The 19,172-nt window shown below is 67.9% G+C and carries 14 protein-coding genes; 6 read left to right on the plus strand and 8 right to left on the minus strand.

What is annotated here, in order from left to right; all coding sequences use genetic code 11:
• Positions 1-4: 4 nt before the first annotated feature.
• Positions 5-1,012, minus strand: a complete 1,008-nt coding sequence (locus VHB92_RS12830; RefSeq protein WP_325454152.1) for a sugar phosphate isomerase/epimerase family protein — start codon at positions 1,010-1,012, stop codon at positions 5-7.
• Positions 1,009-2,205, minus strand: coding sequence for a Gfo/Idh/MocA family oxidoreductase (locus VHB92_RS12835; RefSeq protein ID WP_325454153.1), 1,197 nt, complete (start codon positions 2,203-2,205; stop codon positions 1,009-1,011). Before VHB92_RS12835 ends, VHB92_RS12830 begins: the two co-directional genes overlap by 4 nt.
• Positions 2,206-2,395: 190 nt before the next feature.
• Between VHB92_RS12835 and VHB92_RS12840 the strand changes: the two genes are divergently transcribed.
• The 6 genes from VHB92_RS12840 to VHB92_RS12865 all read left to right on the plus strand — a co-directional run bounded on the left by VHB92_RS12840 (position 2,396) and on the right by VHB92_RS12865 (position 11,593).
• Complete coding sequence (locus VHB92_RS12840) at positions 2,396-3,454, plus strand: LacI family DNA-binding transcriptional regulator (RefSeq protein ID WP_325454154.1); 1,059 nt, start codon at positions 2,396-2,398, stop codon at positions 3,452-3,454.
• 253 nt (positions 3,455-3,707) lie between these two features.
• Positions 3,708-5,036, plus strand: coding sequence for an ABC transporter substrate-binding protein (locus VHB92_RS12845; protein ID WP_325454155.1), 1,329 nt, complete (start codon positions 3,708-3,710; stop codon positions 5,034-5,036).
• 190 nt (positions 5,037-5,226) lie between these two features.
• Positions 5,227-6,078: a sugar ABC transporter permease gene (locus VHB92_RS12850; protein ID WP_325454156.1), complete on the plus strand. Its 852-nt coding sequence runs from the start codon at positions 5,227-5,229 to the stop codon at positions 6,076-6,078.
• Entirely contained in the window at positions 6,075-6,962 is an 888-nt protein-coding gene (locus VHB92_RS12855) for a carbohydrate ABC transporter permease (protein WP_325454157.1), read from the plus strand. Before VHB92_RS12850 ends, VHB92_RS12855 begins: the two co-directional genes overlap by 4 nt.
• Complete coding sequence (locus tag VHB92_RS12860; RefSeq protein WP_325454158.1) at positions 6,949-9,081, plus strand: GMC family oxidoreductase N-terminal domain-containing protein; 2,133 nt, start codon at positions 6,949-6,951, stop codon at positions 9,079-9,081. The genes VHB92_RS12855 and VHB92_RS12860 overlap by 14 nt, the downstream gene beginning before the upstream one ends.
• Positions 9,082-9,220: 139 nt before the next feature.
• Positions 9,221-11,593 (plus strand): glycoside hydrolase family 3 N-terminal domain-containing protein, encoded by a 2,373-nt coding sequence (locus VHB92_RS12865; RefSeq protein WP_325454159.1) that lies wholly within the window; start codon positions 9,221-9,223, stop codon positions 11,591-11,593.
• A gap of 77 nt (positions 11,594-11,670) precedes the next feature.
• On the opposite strand, the gene yicI is transcribed toward VHB92_RS12865, so the two are convergent.
• The 6 genes from yicI to VHB92_RS12895 all read right to left on the minus strand — a co-directional run bounded on the left by yicI (position 11,671) and on the right by VHB92_RS12895 (position 19,168).
• Positions 11,671-13,974, minus strand: coding sequence for an alpha-xylosidase (yicI, locus tag VHB92_RS12870; RefSeq protein WP_325454160.1), 2,304 nt, complete (start codon positions 13,972-13,974; stop codon positions 11,671-11,673).
• Positions 13,975-14,087: 113 nt separating this feature from the next.
• Positions 14,088-15,224 (minus strand): Gfo/Idh/MocA family oxidoreductase, encoded by a 1,137-nt coding sequence (locus VHB92_RS12875; protein ID WP_325454161.1) that lies wholly within the window; start codon positions 15,222-15,224, stop codon positions 14,088-14,090.
• A complete protein-coding gene (locus tag VHB92_RS12880; RefSeq protein ID WP_325454162.1) occupies positions 15,221-16,018 on the minus strand; it encodes a ThuA domain-containing protein in 798 nt (265 codons plus the stop codon). The genes VHB92_RS12875 and VHB92_RS12880 overlap by 4 nt, the downstream gene beginning before the upstream one ends.
• A gap of 44 nt (positions 16,019-16,062) precedes the next feature.
• Positions 16,063-16,923 carry a carbohydrate ABC transporter permease gene (locus VHB92_RS12885; protein ID WP_414653111.1) on the minus strand — a complete coding sequence of 287 codons (861 nt, stop codon included), beginning with the start codon at positions 16,921-16,923 and terminating at the stop codon, positions 16,063-16,065.
• On the minus strand, positions 16,920-17,870 hold the full coding sequence (locus VHB92_RS12890) for a sugar ABC transporter permease (protein WP_325454163.1): 951 nt from the start codon (positions 17,868-17,870) through the stop codon (positions 16,920-16,922). The genes VHB92_RS12885 and VHB92_RS12890 overlap by 4 nt, the downstream gene beginning before the upstream one ends.
• A gap of 62 nt (positions 17,871-17,932) precedes the next feature.
• A complete protein-coding gene (locus tag VHB92_RS12895; protein ID WP_325454164.1) occupies positions 17,933-19,168 on the minus strand; it encodes a sugar ABC transporter substrate-binding protein in 1,236 nt (411 codons plus the stop codon).
• Positions 19,169-19,172 lie beyond the last annotated feature (4 nt).

The following is a 19,172-nucleotide window of genomic DNA, read 5'->3' on the forward strand; positions in this document are numbered from 1 at the left end:
GCGGTCAGCGGCTCTGCGAGAACGCCGCGTCGAAGGCCGCGGCCGGGGGCGTGATGGTCGCGAGCTTGCGGACGAACTGCAGGGCCTCGGGTCCGCCGACGAGGCGGTCCATGCCGGCGTCCTCCCACTCGACGCTCGTCGGCCCCTCGTACCCGATCCAGTTCAGGGTGCGGAAGATCGGCTCCCACGGCACCTCGCCGTGGCCCGTGGACACGAAGTCCCAGCCGCGCCGCGGGTCGCCCCACGGCAGGTGCGATGCGAGACGGCCGTTGCGCCCGTTGAGCTGCGTCACCGACTCCTTGCAGTGCACGTGGTAGATCTTGTCCGCGAAGTCCTGGAGGAACGTCACGGGATCGATCTGCTGCCACACGAAGTGCGAAGGGTCGAAGTTGAAGCCGAACGCGTCCCGGTTGCCGATGGCCTCCAGCGTGCGCTTGCTCGACCAGTAGTCGAACGCCACCTCGCTGGGGTGCGGCTCCAGCGCGAACCGCACGCCGACCTCGTCGAACACGTCGAGAATCGGATTCCAGCGGTCCGCGAAGTCCTGGTAGCCGTCGTCGATCATCGACTCGGGCACCGGCGGGAATCCGGCGATCGTCTTCCAGATCTTCGACCCCGTGAAGCCCGTGACGGTCTTGACGCCCAGCGCCGCGGCGGCCCGCGCCGTGGTCTTCAGCTCCTCCGCCGCCCGCTGGCGCACGCCCTCCGGATCCCCGTCGCCCCACACGTGAGGCGGAACGATGTCCTTGTGGCGCTGGTCGATCGGATCGTCGCACACGGCCTGGCCCACGAGGTGGTTCGAGATGGTGAAGACCTTGAGTCCGTTCTTCTCCAGGATCTCGAGCCGGTCTGCCACATAGGCGGGGTCGCTGGCAGCGCGGCGCACGTCGAGGTGGTCGCCCCAGCTGGCGATCTCGAGGCCGTCGTAGCCCCATTCGCCGGCCAGCCTGGCCACTTCCTCGAACGGCAGGTCGGCCCACTGGCCGGTGAACAACGTGATCGGACGCGTCATCGTCCTTCCTCCTTCTCGATCGGCTGCCATGCGGAGCTCGCTTCCGCCGACTCCTCGACGGCGGCGAGCACGCGCTGCACCTGCAGCGCGTCGTCGAACGACGGGCGCGGCTGCGCGCCGGCCGCGAGGTCGCGCACGAGGTCGACCACCTGGTGCGTGAAGCCGTGCTCGTAGCCGAGGCCGTGACCGGCGGGCCACCAGTTGCCCACGTAGGGGTGCACCGGCTCGGTCACGATGATGCGACGGAAGCCCTGGGCCTCGGCGTCGTCGGTTCCGTCGAAGAACTCGAGCACGTTCATGTCCTCGAAGTCGAATGCGATCGAGCCCTTCGAACCGTTCACCTCGAGACGGATGGCGTTCTTGCGGCCGAGCGCGAAGCGCGTCGCCTCGAAGACGCCGATCGCTCCGTCGGAGAAACGGGCCGTGAACGCAGCGGCGTCGTCGACCGTGACCGGTCCCTTCTCCCCGTCGCTCGCACCCGTTCCGCCGAGCCCGACCTTGTCGCCGCCGACGGGACGCTCCGTCACGAACGTCTTCGTGATGGCGGACAGGCCGACGATGTCGGAGCCCGTCACCCACTGCGCGAGATCGATGATGTGCGCGCCGATGTCGCCGAGGGCACCGCTGCCGGCCTTCGACTTGTCCATGCGCCAGGTCAGAGGAGCGTTCTCGTCGCTGAGCCAGTCCTGCAGGTACTGGGCGCGCACGTGCCTGATCTGGCCGATCCGGCCCTCTTCGACGAACCGCTTGGCCAGTGCGATCGCCGGCACCCTGCGGTAGGTGAAGCCGCACATCGCGAACGTGCCCTGCTCGGCCGCCTCACGCGCGACCGTTGCCATCTCCTCGGCCTCGGCGACCGAGTTGGCGAGCGGCTTCTCGCACAGCACGTGCTTGCCTGCGCGCAGCGCGGCGATCGCGATCTCGCGGTGCGTGTCCCCAGGCGTGCAGATGTCGATCAGGTCGATGTCGTCGCGTTCGACCAGCCGGTGCCAGTCCGTCTCCGTGCTGTGCCATCCCATGCGGAGGGCCGCGTCAGCGACGCCCGCCGGATTGCGTCCCGCGATGGCGGTCAGCTCGGGCGTGAGGGGAAGCTCGAAGAAACGGTGAGCGGTGCGCCAGGCGTGCGAGTGCGCTGCGCCCATGAAGGCGTAGCCCACCATGCCGACGCGCAGTCGTGGCGTGCTGTCTGCCATCGCGACTCCTTCGTACAAACGGTGCTGGTGCAGACGATGCTGCCGGACAGGGCTGCCGGGCCTCCGGCTACTTGCGCAACTCGGGTGCGGACGTCGGCACGCCCGCCCCTGATCCTCGCACTCCGATGCCCGTCGAATCAAGCGCATCCGCATCTTCTGAACTTGCGCAACTTGGCTCTACGATGTGGCCATGAGCGAACCGCACGACGGCGCAGTCGGCGCCGGGGATGCGCGAGGCGGCGCCGTCACCATGGCCCAGCTGGCAAGGCTGGCCGGGACGACCGTGCCGACCGTGTCCAAGGTGCTCAACGGACGCTCCGACGTCTCGGCCGCCACGAGGGACCGCGTCATGCGGCTCGTGGACGAGACAGGCTACCGGCGCAGGCGCAGAGGCGCGGGCGGACGGCACCGGGAGACGGGAGCGCTCGTCGATCTCGTGATCAGCAAGGTGAGCGGCTCGTGGGCGAACCTCGTGCTGAGCGGTGCCGAGCGGGCCGCGGCATCCGCCGGTCTCGACATCGTCGTCACGGTGGCGCGCCCGCAGCAGGATGCCGGCGAGGACTGGGTGGCGCGGCTCCTGGCCAGGAGGTCGCGCGGTGCCACCGTCGCACTGCTCACCCCGGCACGCGCCCAGGTGCAGATGCTCTCAGCCGCCGGCATCCCGCTTGTGCTGCTCGATCCGTCGTCGGACTCCGCATCCGGCACGCCGAGCATCGGCACGACGGACTGGACGGGCGGCTACGCGGCGGCAGCTCACCTCGCTGAGCTCGGCCATCGCGATATCGCAGTCATCGCGGGCACCGGCGACTACCGGTACAGCAGGGCACGCGTCGACGGGTTCCGCGCGGGACTCGAGCAGTCGGGCATCCGGCTGAGCGACCGGCGCATCCACCTCGCCGAATGGAGCCGAGACAGCGCCGCCGACGTCGCGGCGCGGATGCTGCGCGCGGCTGACCGGCCCACCGCCTTGTTCGCCTGCTCGGACGAGATGGCGCTGGGTGCGTACCGGGCCGCGGCCGAGCTGGGTCTGCGCATCCCCGACGACCTCAGCGTCGTGGGGTTCGACGACCTGCCGGAGTCCGCGTGGGTCTCACCTGCGCTCACCACAGTGCGGCAGCCGATCGAGGACATGGCGGCCGCCGCCACGCGCATGCTGCTCAGGGTTCGCAGCGGTGCGGAGAGCGCGTCCACGAGGGAGGAGCTGGCCACGGAACTCGTCGTGCGCGGCTCCACGACAACGGCTCGGTAACGTTTTGGCCGCATGAGGATCCGTCGTATAGCGTGTGCGTGAGAGCGCTCCCACGACTTTCATCACATCTTGATTTCAGTTGATCGAGACAGTCGTGAGAAGCGATCCCGAAATGTTGACACGTCCAACAAAAGACTGAAAGATAACAGGACGGCCGTGGAAGACGTGGCCGCGACCGCCGCACCAACCTGTACATTCAACGACGAATCTCCGCATCGAGGCCCAGCAACGGTGCGGACGAAAGGATCTGATAATGGCATCGGAATCCACAGGCGCAGCCTTCACCCGACGCGGCTTTCTCGGCCTCGCGGGCGGCGTCGCCGCAACCACGCTCCTCGCGGCCTGCTCCAGCGGTGGCGGCGGAGGCAGCACAGGCGGAAGCGGCAAACCGCTGAAGTTCTGGAACATGCCCTGGGGTGGAACCGCGTTCAACCCGCTCGACAAGAAGATCACCCTGGCCTACAAGCCGAAGAGCGGTCTTCCCTCGGCCACCTACCAGGAGATCCAGTGGGCGAACTTCACGCAGACGTTCTCGTCTGCGGTGGCGTCGAACACCGGCCCCGCCGTCAGCTCCGGCGGTGGTACCCAGGCCTTCCAGTTCGCTCACCAGGGCAAGATCGCGTACGCCGATAACCTGCTCGACAGCTGGAAGAGCAACGGCCTATACGACGACTTCCTGCCCGGCCTTCTCGACACGATGAAGACCGACCAGGGCTACGCGGCCGTTCCGTACAACCTCGACGTTCGCGTGTCGTGGTACAACAAGTCGCTCATGCAGCAGGCCGGTGCCGAGAGCCCCACGACGTGGGACGAGTACAAGGACGTCTGCGCCAAGCTGAAGAAGATCGGCGTGTACGGTCTCGGAATCGGCTCCGGCGCCGGCAACTTCACCGGCAGCCACATCCTGACCGCGTTCATGATCAACAACGGCGGCGGCCTCTTCAACTCGAAGAAGGAGCCGGAGTGCGTCACCGACGCCAACGTCGAGGCCATGGAGTTCATCCTCGAGCTCGTGCAGAGCGGCTACTCCGACCCCGCGGCGGCGACCTACACGAGCGCCAACGTCCAGGCGCAGTGGAAGGCGAAGAAGTTCGGCTTCGGCTGGGACACGGCCGGACTGCCGGCCGGCGCCGTCGGCGACGTGGCCAGCGACCTGGTGGTCGGCGACCCGCTGACCAGCCCGTCGGGCAAGAAGGGTGGCCTCTACTTCCCGAACAACATCATGATGTACAAGAACACCCCCAGCCAGAAGGGCTCGGAGGCGTTCCTCACGTACTACTACAAGAACATGTCGAAGCTGTGGACGGAGAAGACCGGTATCGGCCTTCCCCCGCTGAAGTCCATCGCCGACACGTCGGTGCTCAAGGCCGACCCCGTGACGGTGAAGATCCTGAAGGACTGGAACCCGATCTTCGGCACGTGGGCTGCTCCCGGCGGAAAGGGCCTGTTCTACAACATCGCCAACACCGTCGACGGCACTCAGCCGATGAACACCTTCGCACAGTCGATCCTGGGTGGTAAGACGGATGCCAAGACGGCACTGACGACGCTGCAGAACGCCATCGAAGGTCTGATGAAGTAAGGATGGATTGCGGGTGGGCCTGCGCGTGAGCGTCGGCCCACCCGTTTTCATTGTCGTAGCTGTCTAAGGAGAGGCTGACATGTCGACCGAGTCCGTAGCCGGCGCGCTGAAGAAAGCGCGTAACGGCGTAGGTGTGGCTGGGCCGGGGCGGGCCCCGAGCAGTGGGAAACGGGGCCGTGCGATCTCGCACTTGTGGACGTTCCTGCTGTTCGCGATCCCCTCGCTGTTGTTCCTGCTGCTGTTGAACCTGTACCCGGTGATCTACGCCGGGTGGCAGTCGCTGCGCAACGGCGACCTGATCGATTCCGGCGCCTTCGTCGGGTTCACCAACTACACCGCGGTGGTGCAGCAGCCCGGGTTCTGGCATGCCGCGCTGTTCACACTGATCTTCACCGTCGTCGGCGTGTTCGGCTCGTGGGCCGCCGGGCTGGGGCTCGCGTTGCTCCTGCGCACCCGGATCCCGCTGGCCGGACTGTGGAAGGTTCTCCTGCTTCTCCCCTGGGTGGTTCCGGTTGTGGTGTCCGCCACCTCGTGGAACTGGCTGGTCGCGACCCCGCAGTCGCCGCTTCCGCTTCTGGCTCAGGCTCTCGGGTTCGGGAACGTGCTCTTCCTGGCCGACCCGCTGCTGGCCCAGATCACGGTCTGCGTGTTCAAGGTGTGGATCAGCTTCCCGTTCATGATGATGATGATGTCGTCGGCGCTCGCATCCGTCGACACCACCGTGTACGAGGCATCCAAGGTCGACGGTGCAGGCACCTGGCAGACGTTCACGCAGATCACGCTGCCGATGATCTCCCGCACCACCTACGTGTCGTGGATCCTGATGACGATCTTCTGCGTCAACGACTTCCCGACCATCTTCCTGCTCACCGGTGGCGGCCCGGTCAACGCCACCCAGTCCCTGGTCGTGCTCGCGTATCAGACCGTGTTCCAGAACTACCAGGTCGGTCCTGGTGTCGCGATCGCGTTCATCATGACCATCGTTCTCGTGATCATCTCGGTGGTGCTGTACCGCCAGATCAGAAAGGCGGCCATCGAATGAGCACCGAAACCTCCGCAGAACTCATCGGCCACCTCCAGGTCGGAGTCACCAACGGCAGACGTCGCACGCTGGGCGAGCTCGGCGAACGCGGCAAGTGGTGGCGTCTGCTGGGCATCCTCGTCATCACGGCCGTCGTGCTCGTTCCGATCGTGGCCGTCGTCATCCTCTCGCTCACGCCGTCGCTGGGATCGTCGGCGACCGGGCTCACGATCGAGAATTACGGCGACGTCTTCACCCAGACTTCGGTCGGCACCTGGCTGACCAACAGCCTCGTCGTCGCCGCCGTCACGGTGGTCGCCGCCGTCGTGATCGCGGCACCGGCCGGATACGTGCTCTCCCGCGGCCGCAACCGGCTGGTCTCCAGCTACGCCCTCATCCTGTTCATCGTGCAGTCGCTGCCGGTGGTGACGGCCGTGATCCCGCTGTTCTTCCTGTTCTCCAAGCTCGGACTGGTCGACAACCTGATCGGCGTGATGATCATCTACACCGGTTCGACGATGAGCGTCGCGTGCTGGATGATGGCGGCGTACTTCGACTCCATCCCGATCACGCTCGAAGAGGCGGCATGGATCGACGGCGCATCGGTGTTCGGATCGTTCACGCGCGTCGTGCTCCGCAACTCGCTGCCCGGCATCCTGTCCACCGCGATCTTCTCGTTCCTGCTGGCCTGGAACGACTACCTGATCGCGCTGGTCTTCCTGCGCAGCGACCAGAACTACACGCTCCCGATCGGTCTGAACACGTTCTTCCAGCAGAACCAGACCAACTGGGGACTCGTCATGGCGGTCGCGGTGATCATGATGCTGCCACCCATCATCGTGTTCGCCGTGCTCAACCGGTTCTTCTCCGTCGGCGGAATCGGAGGATCGCTTGCCGGTCGTTGAGCCTGGTGCGGAGGGCGGTCGCGCGGTCGGCGCGGCCGCCCTTTCCGCCGCCGAGGGCGGTCGCGCGGCTCGCGCGGCCGCCCTCCCCGCACTCGCGGCGGCCGTCGACCGCATCATCCCGGGGGATGCCTGGCCCGCAGGGTGGGAAGGCGGCGTCCGCGAATACCTGACCGCCGATCCGATCTCCGCCGATCGGGACCTGCTGTGGGCGTGGCCCGAGCTGATCTCGCTCGCCGCACGCCTGGACGACGAGGCGAGACGCGCCGGCGCCGCCGACTTCGCGTCGCTGGAGACGACGGCGCAGGACGGCATCCTCTCCGTGGTCGCGGCCGGATCGAGCGCCCGCAGCTTCGACGCGCTTCGCCGCGTCAGCTGGGAGGGCTACTACGCGTCGTCGGACGGGAGGCGGCAGCCGGCCGGCCTGGGCATGGTCGGATTCCGCGGCGTGCCAGAAGGCGTCTCCCCCATCGAACCGGAACCGCTGAAGACCGTCGCACCCGCCCAGGTGCATTCGCACTACGACGCCGTCATCGTCGGGTCCGGTCCTGGCGGGGGCGTCGCTGCTCAGGTGCTCACCGCAGCGGGCAAGCACGTGCTGCTCGTCGAGCGTGCACCGTACCTGCGGAACGACCAGATCAGGGGCGATCACCTGCACGGCAAGCGCAACGCCGTGTACTGGCCGACCGTGGGGCCAGGCCCCGGGCATCCTCGCATCGCCCAGCTTCCGGATGGCGACCGACTGGTCGACGGCATCGACGACCCCTCCGTGTACGGCCTGAACGCCGACACCGTGGGAGGCGGCACGCGCATCTGGCAGGGCATGGCCTGGCGGTTCATGCCGGAGGACTTCGCAATGCGCACGCTGTACGGCAATCCCGACGGCGCGAGCCTCGCGGACTGGCCCGTGTCGTACGACGAGATGGAGCCGTACTACACGAAGGCGGAATGGCAGCTCGGCGTCGCAGGTGAGGAAGGCGGTCTCACGCGTCGCACGCCGCGGTCCGCCGGCTACCCGATGCCCGCTATGGGCACGGAGCCGTCACGCGAGCTGCTCGGAGCCGCGGCGGACAGCCTCGGCTGGGGCTGGGGCCCGATCCCGCTCGCCATCAACTCCGTGCCGTGGGACGGCCGTGCCGCCTGCGTCAGGTGTGCGCAGTGCATCGGCAACACCTGCCCGGTGAACGCGAAGAACGGCTCGCAGTCCACCTTCATCCCCCGTGCCATCGCGACGGGTCTGTGCGATCTCCTGCCCGACGCCGAGGTGCTGGAGGTGCGCGACGGCGCCGGTGCTGCCGGCGTCACGATCATGGCGGATGCCTCCACCAGCACCGTCGAGCTCACCGTGAGCGCCGACGTCGTCGTCGTCTCTGCTGGAGCGGTCGAGACCGCCCGCCTTCTGCTGGCCAGCGGCATCGGCAACGACCACGTGGGCAGGTATCTTCACGATCACCGCACCGCTACCGTGCTCGGCGAGTCGGCGACGCCGGTGAAGCCGTACATCGGCCCAGGGCACTCGGTCGCGACTCTCGACCACGTGCACGGCGACACGATCCCCTGGGGCGGCGGCGTCATCGTCGACCTGATGAGCCTCCTGCCGCTCACCTCCGCCGGCCAGCCGGCACCCGGCGTTCCCGGCTGGGGAGCGGGACACAAGGAGTGGATGCGGGGCCGCCGCGCCAACCTGTTCGGCGTGTTCGCCATGGGGCAGGAGATCCCGCTCCCGACGTCCCGCGTCACGCTCGCGCCCGTGAAGGACCGCTGGGGACGGCCGGGAGCGGCGCTGCGCAAGGACGTGCACTGGACGAGTCAGCAGGTGGAGGACGGCATGGCGGTGCAGGGTGCCAGGTGGCTCCAGGCGGCCGGCGTCACCGACATCAGGCGTCAGGGCGGCCCCGCGACGGCATCCGCCGCTGGTGAGCACTCGTGCGGAACCGCGCGCATGGGCACGTCGGCCGACAACTCGGCCACCGACCCGTACGGCCGGGTGTGGGGAGCACGGCGGGTCGTCGCATGCGACTCGTCGCTGCACCCGACGAACGGTTCGGTGAACCCCACGCTCACGATCGTGGCCAACGCGTTCCGGGTGGCCGAGCATCTCGTCGCCGAGTGGCCGCGATGAGCTCGGCCGGCCCGACCTGGCCGGCCGGGTGCGACCTGGCGGCCTCGACCGCGCCGGGTTGCCGAGCCCGATCGCTCGAACGCGGCAGGTCGCGCGCCCCGCAGACCAACTAGAAGCATCCCGAACGGAAGGATCCCCGATGACCGAGACCAGTTCCCGCTGGCGGGACACGAGCCTGAGCGCCGCAGAGCGCGTCGACGCGCTCATCGGCGAGATGACGCTGCGCGAGAAAGCCGCTCAGCTGTACGGGATCTGGGTGGCATCGTCGCCGGTCGGCGACGATGTGGCGCCGTTCCAGCACGACATGAGCGAGGATGCGGTCGAGCTGGACTCCCTGCTTCCGCACGGTCTCGGCCAGCTGACCAGGTCGTTCGGGTCGGCGCCCGTCGATCCAGCGGTGGGCCTGGCATCCCTTGCGCGCAGTCAGAAGCGCATCATGGCGGCGAACCGGTTCGGCATCCCCGCAATCGCCCACGAGGAATGCCTGGCGGGGTTCACAGCATGGGGCGCGACGAACTATCCCGTTCCGCTCTCCTGGGGCGCCACCTTCGACCCCGACCTCATCGAGCGCGTCGCGAAACGGATCGGCACGGGGATGCGTGCGGTGGGAGTCCACCAGGGTCTCGCGCCCGTGCTCGACGTGACGCGCGACCCGCGGTGGGGCCGCACGGAGGAGACCATCGGCGAGGACCCGTACCTCGTCGGCACCATCGCACTCGGGTACGTCCGCGGGCTCGAGTCGACGGGGATCGTCGCGACCCTCAAGCACTTCATCGGATACTCGGCGTCGAAGGCCGGACGCAACCTCGCGCCGGTGTCGATGGGACGCCGGGAGTACAACGACGTCATGGTGCCGCCGTTCGAACTGGCGGTACGGGACGGCGGCGTGCGCAGCGTGATGCACGCCTACACCGATGTCGACGGCGTGCCGTCGGCCGGAGACGAGTCGCTGCTCACCGGCATGCTCCGCGAGACCTGGGGATTCACCGGAACCGTCGTGGCCGACTACTTCGGCATCGCGTTCCTCAAGACGCTGCACGGCGTGGCCGGCTCGTGGGAGGACGCTGCGGCATCCGCTCTCAAGGCCGGTGTCGACGTGGAGCTGCCCACCGTGAAGGTGTACGGGGATCCGCTCGTCTCCGCGGTGGAGAGCGGCCACCTCGACGAGTCGTTCGTCGATCGGGCGCTGCGCAGGGTGCTGCTGCAGAAGGCGGAGTTCGGCATGCTGGATGCCGGCTGGTCGCCGCCGCCCGAGGGCTGGACCGATGCGGACCTCGACGACATCGAGGCCGTGCGAGGACGCGTCGACCTGGACACCGCCGAAGACCGCGCCCTCGCGCGCGAGGTCGCCGAGCGTGCCGTCGTGCTCGTGCACAACGACGGCACGCTGCCGCTCTCCGCCGACATGGACCTGCGCATCGCCGTCGTCGGCCCGCTCTCCGACGACCCGTTCGCCATGCTGGGCTGCTACTCCTTCCCCAGCCACGTCGGCACGCTGCACCCCGAGGTTCCGATCGGCATCGAGCTCCCGACGGTGCTGCAGAGCCTGCGAGCGGAGTTCCCGAACGCGTCCATCACCGTCGAGCCCGGTGTGAGCGTCGACGGCAAGGGCGAGGGCACGGCGGAGTCGGATGCCGCCGGCATCGCCCGCGCCGTCGCTGCCGCTCGCGACGCCGACCTCGTCCTGGCCGTGCTCGGCGACCGCGCCGGCTTGTTCGGCCGCGGCACCTCCGGCGAGGGATGCGACGCGACCAGCATGCGACTGCCGGGCAGGCAGCAGGACCTGCTGGACGCGCTGATCGACTCGGGCACGCCCGTGGTCGCCACCCTCGTGGAGGGCAGGCCGTACGCGCTCGGCTCGGCCGCCGAGCTGGCATCCGCGATCGTCACCGCGTTCTTCCCAGGGGAAGAGGGCGGCCCGGCGATCGCCGGCGTGCTGAGCGGCAGGGTGAACCCGAGCGGACGGCTGCCCGTCAGCATCCCCGCCCACGAGGGCTCCCAGCCCACGACCTACCTGGCGCCGCCGCTCGGCGGACCCACCGGCGTGTCGAACATCGACCCGACGCCGAGGTTCCCGTTCGGGCACGGGCTCTCGTACACGAGCTTCGAGTGGAGCGACGCGGAGACCGACGCCACGGAGACGTCCACGTCGGGCACCGTCACCGTCTCGCTCACCGTGGCCAACACGGGCGATCGGGCGGGCATCGAGAACGTGCAGCTCTACCTGCACGATCCCGTGGCCTCCGTCGTGCGTCCGGTGAATCGGCTGATCGGGTACGCCTCCGTGACGCTGGAGTCCGGCGAGCGCAAGACCGTGTCGTTCGAGGTGAGCGCCGACCTGTCCGCGTTCACCGGCCGGGACTACCGGCGCATAGTGGAGCCGGGCGAGCTGGAACTGCGACTGGGCGCGTCCAGCGGCGACATCCGCTTCGCCCTGCCCGTCACGCTGACCGGCCCCGTTCGAGGCGTCGACCACACGCGCACGCTGCGCAGCCGGGTGACCGTCGGCTAGGCGGAACGACCGGTCGGGAACTCGTGGACCGGCGCCCGGTAGCGACTCCGGTCCGCGAGAAAGCCTCCGACTTCCGCTCAGTCGTTCACCGGTTCGACCAGCTCCACGGCGATCGTGCGACCTGCTGCCGTGGCGGAGAACGCGCCGTTCTCGCGCCGGAGTGACACGGGCACCCGGTCACCGGAGACCGTGACGAGCTCGAAGTCCCGCGGCTGCGCTCCTGGATACACCCGGAGCGTGAGGCCGTCCAGGTAGTCGTAGTCCGGACGGTCGGAGCGGGATCCGATGGGCAGCACAGCACCCTCGCGCACGTACAACGGCAGCGAGTTCAGCTCGTGCCTCTCGGTGCGCCAGCCGCCGCCGCGCACGCTCTGCCCCGTGAGCAGGCTCGTCCAGGTGCCCTCCGGCAGATAGAACGACACCTCGCCGGAGCGGTCGAAGACCGGAGCGACGAGGATGTCCGGACCCAGCAGGTACTGCCGGTCGAGGTAGGCGACAGCCGGGTCGTCGGGGAACTCGAGCTGCATGGGCCGAAGCAGCGGAACGCCTCGTTCGGATGCCTCGGCGCCAGCCAGGAACAGGTACGGCATGAGCGTGTTCTTCAGGCGGGCGAACCTCCTGGTCACCGCGACGGCGCTCGTCTCGCTCTCGTCAACCTCGCCGGTGACCGGGTCCTCGTCGAACGTCCACGGCACCCGGTACGACTCGCTGCCGTGCAGACGCGAGTGGCTGGACAGCAGACCGAACGCGACCCAGCGCTTGAAGACGTCGGGATCCGGCGTTCCCTCGAATCCGCCGATGTCATGGCTCCAGAAGCCGAAACCGCTCAGCGCGAGCGAGAGCCCGCCGCGCAGCGTCTCGGCCATCGACGGGAACGTCGACGTGCTGTCGCCGCCCCAGTGCACGGGAAGGCTCTGCCCGCCCGCCGTTGCGGCGCGCGCGAACAGCACGGCCTCGCCGCTGCCGCGCTCCTCGACGAGCACCTCGTGCACTGCCTTGTTGTAGAGCTGGGCGAAGAGGTTGTGCATGCGCTCCGGCGACGACCCGTCGAAGTACTGCACGTCGAGCGGGATCCGCTCGCCGAAATCCGTCTTGAACGCGTCGACGCCGCCCGCGATGAGGCCGCGCAGCTTGTCCTGGAACCAGGCCGTCGCATCCGGGTTCGTGAAGTCGACGATGCCCATGCCCGCCTGCCACAGATCCCACTGCCACACGCTGCCGTCCGGACGCTTGAGCAGGTAGCCTCGTTCGGCGCCCTCGGCGAATAACGGAGAACGCTGCGCGATGTACGGGTTGATCCACACGCACACCCGCACGCCCTTGTCGTGCAGCCGCGACAGCATCGCCTCCGGTTCGGGGAAGACGCGCGGATCCCACTCGAAGTCGCACCACTGGAACTCGCGCATCCAGAAGCAGTCGAAGTGGAAGACCGAGAGCGGCAGGTCTCGTTCCGCCATGGCGTCGATGAACGAGCTGACCGTGCTTTCGTCGTACGAGGTGGTGAAGCTCGTGGAGAGCCACAGCCCGTACGACCAGGCGGGAACGGCAGCGGGACGCCCCGTCAGCGCGGTGTACCGCTCCAGCACATCCTTCGGGGTGGGGCCGTCGATCACATAGAAGCTCAGCCGCTCCCCCGGCACCGAGAACTGCACCCGCTCGACCGACTCCGACGCCACCTCGAACGAGACGAGCCCCGGGTGGTCGACGAACACCCCGTATCCCCGGTTGGTCAGGTAGAACGGGATGTTCTTGTACGCCTGCTCGCTCGAGGTTCCGCCGTCGGCGTTCCAGACGTCGACCGTCTGCCCGTTCTTCACCAGGGGCCCGAACCGCTCGCCCAGTCCGTAGACCAGCTCGCCGACGGTGAGTTCCAGCTGGGCGTGCACATACGACGACGAGCTGACGCGGATGCCCTCGTCTGCCACCCACGCATCGCTGGCGGTCAGCGCATCCTCGTCCAGCGCCATCCGGGCCAGCGACTTGTGGCCGCTGGAGGTCAGCACGCGACCGCGAGCGGAGAACTCCAGGCTCCACGGCGCGCCCTTCCGCACCGTCGCCGCGAGCTCGCCGCTGACCAGGCTGGCGTCCTCCCCCTCCGCCTCGATGCGAACCTCGGGCTCGCCGCTGCCCACGAGGTCGAAGCCGTCCTCGCGGCGTGCCCCGGCGAAGTGCTCGACGTGAACGCCGATGACGCCTTCCAGCGGCGAGTCGAGCGTGACCGTGAGCGCGCCGTGATTCAGCACATCCCCTCGCCTGGCGACGACCTTGCTCGGTGCGGTGACTACGAGCGTGCTGCCGTCAGGGCGGATGTCGTACGCCTCCTGCGCGTAGAGCGCGTGCACCCCAGGGCGGAGCTGCCAGAAGCCGTCGGTGAATTTCATGGATCCCCTCGAGGTTGCGTCTGCGTCCGGCGACGAGCGCTTCGGTGCAGGCGAGATGGGCCGCCGGTCGAACGGCTCAGCGTCCGACCGGCGGAAGCGGGCCGAGCGTCAGGTCAGGCCGCGGACTCGGACGAGACGGACGCCAGGCCGTCGGCGGCGGAACCCCAGGATCGCAGAGCGGCCCGCACGTCGTCGCGCTTCTCGTTCGCCAGGGCGACGCTGTAGGCGTCTTCGAGCACGGCATCCAGCTGAACGGTGCGCTCGTTCTCGGCGGACAGCACTGCGGCCTCCACCATGGCCAGGCTGTACACGTTGGAGTGCACGTCACCCGACGGCACGACGCCGGTGCGCAGTGCGCCGACGAACTCGTCGAGGGCGCCGGCGATCTCCGACCTTCCCTCCGGCGTGCGGCCCTGCTGACCGGCAGAGCCGTCGACGAGCTCTACGCGGGGCCGGCCCTCGCCGTCCCACGATGCGCTGCCGAGCGCGCCGCTGATGCGCCAGTTGCCGTTCCACGACGTCTCGAGCCCGGGGCTGCACCAGCTGCCGGTGTACCCGAAACGCGTTCCGTCGTCGAAGACGAACGTGGCCGTCGCCGCGGCATCCCCGCGGTACCAGCTCCACCCGGGATTGAACGTGCGGCAGTCGACCGACACCGGATCGGCGTCGAGCAGGTAGCGCGCCACGTCGAACGAGTGGATGGCCATGTCGACCAGCAGGGGATGCGCCATCTCGTCCCGGAAGCCGCCGAAGTGCGGCGCCTTGAAGAACTCGGTGCTGACGATCCCGACCTGACCGAGGGCGGGGAGTGCGAGCTTCAGTTCCGCGAGCGCCGGGTAATACCTTCGCGACTGGCTCGTCATCAGGAGCTGTCCCGTCACATCCTCTGCCGCAGCGAGCGACAGCGTCTCAGCCACGGTCGGGGCGATCGGCTTCTCGCACAGCACGGGGAGGCCAGCGAACAGCGCCTCGGTGTTGACGGCGTGGTGGGCGGGCGGCACGGTCACATCGATGACTGCCTGTGCGCCGCTCTCGGACGCCACGGCGGCCAGCGAATCGCCGACGACGATATCGAGACCACGCTGCTCGGCCGCCCCTCTGGCGAGATCGACGGCGAGGTCGACGAGGCCGACGAGTCGCACCTCGGGCGTCTCGGCGATCACGTCGAGCCAGTGCCTGCCCATGTTGCCTGCACCGACGAGGACGACCCTGAGCGGCTCGTCCCCCTCGATGGTCGCGAACCGGGTCATTCTGCCGAGTCCTTGTTGTGCATGGCCCCCTGGTATCCGCGGCCGTTGAAGAAGTCGCCCGTCTCGTAGCGCAGCAGCTCCGGAACCTTCCGCTCAGGACGATCGGACGCCACCCACGCGACGCCGTTCGCGATCACGCGCCGCACATCCTTGTGGTGGTACACCGGGAAGTCCTGGTCTCCCGGGCTGAAGTAGAAGATCTTGCCGTTGCCGCGACGGTAGGTGATGCCGCTGCGGAAGACCTCTCCGCCCGAGAACGAGCTGATGAAGATGATCTCGTCGGGCTTCGGCACGTCGAACTGCTCGCCGTACATCTCCTGCTGCGGGATCTCGATGGGGTGCGGAACGCCCTGCGCGATCGGATGCGTCGCATCCACCGTCCAGACCAGCTCGCGGTCGTTCTCGCTGCGCCACCGCAGCGTGCACGTCGTGCCCATCAGCTTCTGGAAGATCTTCGACCAGTGGCCGGAGTGCAGCACGACGAGTCCCATGCCGGACAGCACGTGGCGGTGCACACGTTCCACCACCTCGTCGGACACCTCGGCGTGGGCAGCGTGGCCCCACCAGGTGAGCACATCCGCCTCGGCCAGCCGCTCCTCGGTGAGGCCGTGCTCGGGATCGTCGAGAAGCGCCGTCGAGACCGACACCTTGTCGCCCAAGTTCTCTTCGATGCCGGCCTTGATGGCGTTGTGCATGCCGTCCGGGTAGATCTCGGCGACGTGGGGTTCGACCTGCTCGTGCCGGTTCTCTCCCCAGACGACGACGCGCAATGGACGGTCTGCAGTGGCGTTCACGGGTTCTCCTTCGTGGTTCTTCGTGGCGTCGCGGTACGCGCGCGTCACTTGATCGCGCCGCCGAGAGCCCCGGCGGCGATGTACTTCTGGGCGAGGATGAGCAGCACGCCCGCCGGGATGGACGCGATGACGGCTGTCGCCATCACCGGACCCCACTGCGAGACGTTCGCCCCGATGTAGTTGTAGATGCCGAGCGTGATCGGCCGCACGGCGGGTGTGCTCGTCAGCGTCAGGGCGAACAGGAAGTCGCCCCATGCACCGAGGAACGTGAACAGCGCAGCCGTGATGATCGCGTTCTTGCTGATCGGCACGACGATAGAGAGGAACGCCCTGAAGTTGTTCGCGCCGTCCACGAGCGCCGCCTCCACGAGGCTCTGCGGTATGGACGCCATGAACGCTCTCATCAGGATGATCGCGAACGGTATCTGAGCAGCGCTGTCGGCCAGGATGAGTCCCAGGTAGGAGTTCAGCAGGCCCCAGTCGTTGAACAGCGCGTAGAGCGCGTTCGCGATGACGATGGTCGGGATCATCTGCGTGATGAGCAGCACGAAGACGAACGCCGTCATGCCCTTCATCTTGAAACGCGCAAGCCCGTACGCGGCGGGCGTCGCGACGACGAGCGTCAGCACGACGGCGCTCACAGCCACGACCAGGCTCGTGACGAGGTTGGCGCCCTGCTGCTGGATCGCAGCCTCGTATCCGGCGAAGGTCGGATGGAACGGGAACCACTCGGTGTTCGCGGCGCCCGAGTTGCCCTGGAGGCTGCTGTTGATCATCCAGTAGACGGGGAACACCATGATGGCGAGGAAGATGACGCCGAGCACCGTCATCGGCCACTTCCTGGTGTGCTTGCGACGTTCGGTGCGCGCGCCGGCGGGCAGCACCATGGCCTGAGTCGCGGTCATTCGTCGACCCCCTTGCGGTTCATGTACAGGTAGACGATCGCGAACAGCAGCGACACCACGATCAGCACGTTGCTGACGGCGGCGCCCGGGCCGAACGCGAACTGTACGAACGAGTTCTGGTACGCCCACGTCGCGAGCGTCTGCGTCGAGTTCGCCGGGCCTCCGCCGGTGAGCCCCAGGATGATGTCCACCACTTTCAGCGTGTACACCACCCCCAGCACGATCACGACGCTGACCACCGACCTGATGCTCGGCCACGTGATGTGCCAGAACGCCCGCCAGCCGACCGCGCCGTCGAGCGCGGCGGCTTCGTAGAGCTCCTCGGGAACGGCTTGGAGGCCCGTGTAGAGGATCGTCGTGTTGAACGGGATGCCGAGCCACACGTTCACGCCGATGACGGCGACGAGCGCGAGGCTCGGGCTGACGAGCCACGGGATCGGGTGCACGCCGAAGATGGCGAGGAACTGGTTCAGCGCTCCGCTGCCCTGGTCGAGGATCCATTTCCACACCGCTGCGGAGGCGATGAGCGGCAGCAGCCACGGCAGAAGCAGAAGCGACCGGAGGAATCCGCTCAACGGGAAGTGCCGCTTGAAGAACAGCGCGAGCCCGAGGCCGATGCCGAACTGCAGCACGATCGAGCCGATCGTGAACAGGGCGGTGTTGATCACGGTCGTGGAGAAGATCGGGTTGCTGAACACGCTCGCGTAGTTCGCGAACCCCACCCATGGTGCTTCGCCGGTGTAGAACGTCGTCGTCGTGTAGTCCTGCAACGACATCACGACGTTCTGCACGATCGGATAGCCGAAGAAGACGAGCACGAAGAGGATGGCAGGCGCCACGAAAAGCCATCGGGTCAGGTAGCGGCCCACCCTGGCGCGGCGCCGGGGTTCTCCGTGGTGGAGGGCGTGCGCGGTCCTCTTCTCGAGGCCGGCATCCACTGAGGTCATGTCACGCTCCTAGCAAGGATCGGACACCGGGCGGGCGGGAGTCCCGCCCGCCCGGAGTCGGCCTACTTGTTCTGGGCCTGAGCCTGCTGGAGGGCTTCCTGCGGAGTCGCCTTGCCGGTCAGCGCCAGCTGCACGGCCGTGTAGATGGCGGTCGCGGCCTTCGGCCACTTCGGTCCCAGTTCTGCCGTGCGGGCGCGCGCCGTCTTCACCGTCTCCACGAACGACTCCACCTGCGGGTGGGACTTCGCCCACTGCGCTGCCGACGCCTCGTCCGCCGGCACGTTGCCGGAGATCTTCGCGATCTTCAGCTGGGTCGCCGGCTTGTTCAGGCACTGCACGAACTTGGCGGAGAGGCCCATCTTGGTCTTGTCACCGGTGTTGGGCACGTTGTAGGTCTCGCCGCCTAGCGGGGAGACGACCTTCTGGGAGGTGGTGCGCGTGGGGATCGGCACGCTCGCGAAGTTGAGGCCCTTCGTCGAGTTGAGCACCGGCAGCTGCCACGGACCGTTGATCATCATCGCGGCCTTGCCCGCCACGAACTGGTTGTTGACATCCTGCTGGCTCCAGTTCACGGAGCTCTTCGACATCGAGCCGTCGTTCTGGAGGTCGACGTCGAACTGCAGAGCCTGGGCGGCATCCGGCGTGGCGATGTTCTTCTCGTTGCCGCCGTTCGTCCAGAAGAACGGCAGGAACTGCCAGGTGCCCTCGTACGTGTTGATGTTGCTCATGGCGAAGCCGTACACGCCCTTGCTGGAGTCGGTGAGCTTCAGCGCGGCAGCCTTGAGCTCGTCCCACGTCTTCGGCGGAGTGACGCCTGCCGCCTTCAGCATGTCGACGTTGTAGTACAGGGCGATCGAGTTGATGACGGGGGCGAGGCCGTACACCTGGCCCTTGTACGTTCCGGCCTTCACCACGCTGGGCACGTCGCCCTTCGGCGCGCTGACGCCGTAGTTCTTCAACGGGGTCAGTGCGCCCGTCGCCGCGATCTGCTGGACGTCGGGGTTGTCGAGCATGAGCACATCGGGCAGCGTCTTCGAGGATGCCTGCTGCAGCACCTTCTGGATCAGCGACGCGCCCGCGACGTGAACGGGGTTCACCTTGACGCCGATGGAGGCGGCGCACTCCTTGTAGATGGAGTTGTAGCCGCTCATGCTGGGGTTGGCCGAGTAGTAGTCCTCGACGGTCAGCGTCTGCCCGTTGCCCGTGCTCGAGCCGCTCGACCCCGATGAACAGGCGGCTAGCGAGAGCGACACTGCCGCCGCTCCCGCGATCGCCGCGATGATGCGTGACTTCTTCACGAAT

This window comes from Humibacter sp. (genome assembly GCF_035547335.1).
GTDB lineage: Bacteria > Actinomycetota > Actinomycetes > Actinomycetales > Microbacteriaceae > Humibacter.